The organism is Grimontia marina (assembly GCF_900060185.1).
GTDB classification, from domain to species: Bacteria; Pseudomonadota; Gammaproteobacteria; order Enterobacterales; family Vibrionaceae; genus Enterovibrio; species Enterovibrio marinus.
Genome location: NZ_FIZY01000177.1, coordinates 1 through 984 on the forward strand (window position 1 = coordinate 1; position 984 = coordinate 984).

1 pseudogene is annotated in these 984 nt (G+C 47.3%); it reads right to left on the reverse strand.

The features are described 5' to 3' along the window. A pseudogene (gene tgt, locus GMA8713_RS25800) lies at positions 1-904 on the reverse strand (tRNA guanosine(34) transglycosylase Tgt); the annotation flags it as partial. Positions 905-984 lie beyond the last annotated feature (80 nt).

Here is a 984-nt window from a genome sequence, read left to right on the forward strand (position 1 = left end):
GATCCAGCGCAGTTGTATCGGTTTTATGTGCTGCATTACGGATCTTGATCACACCACCCGTCACAAATAGATGGCCATTACGTGCATTTCGCGTTGGCATCACACAGTCAAACATATCGATACCGCGACGTACCCCTTCCACTAAGTCTTCAGGTTTACCTACGCCCATCCGGTAGCGTGGTTTGTCTTCTGGCAATTGTGGCCAGGTGTGCTCAAGTACACGGTGCATGTCTTCTTTAGGTTCACCCACCGCTAAGCCACCAACCGCGTAGCCATCAAATCCGATCTCGGTTAAGCCTTTCACGGAAACATCACGCAAATCTTCGTAAACACTGCCTTGCACGATACCAAATAGCGAGTTGGTGTTCTCTAATTTGTCGAAATGGTCACGTGAACGCTGCGCCCAACGTAAAGACATCTCCATTGATTTTTTCGCTTCGTCGTGCGTCGCAGGGTACGGCGTACACTCATCGAAAATCATCACAATGTCAGAGCCCAGATCTTTTTGAATTTCCATCGACTTTTCTGCGTCCATGAAAATCTTGTCACCATTTACTGGGTTACGAAAATGCACCCCTTCTTCCGTGATTTTGCGAATATCACCCAAGCTAAACACTTGGAAACCACCAGAATCGGTGAGGATTGGGCCTTGCCAGTTCATAAAATCATGCAAGTCGCCGTGCATTTTCATCACTTCTTGGCCAGGGCGCAGCCACAGGTGAAAAGTATTACCGAGCAAAATTTCTGCGCCCGTCTCTTTTACTTCTTCCGGTGTCATACCTTTTACTGTGCCGTAAGTACCTACAGGCATGAATGCCGGTGTTTGCACTATGCCACGTTCAAAGGTTAATTACCCACGGCGAACATTTCCGTTGTTCTTTTTAAGTTCATATGTTAACTTCACGAAGCCTCCAATGTCAGAGAAACAATCTGACGTATCATGATTAGGTGCAAGCACCCCTCTAGAGCGGTCGCCAATTCCTA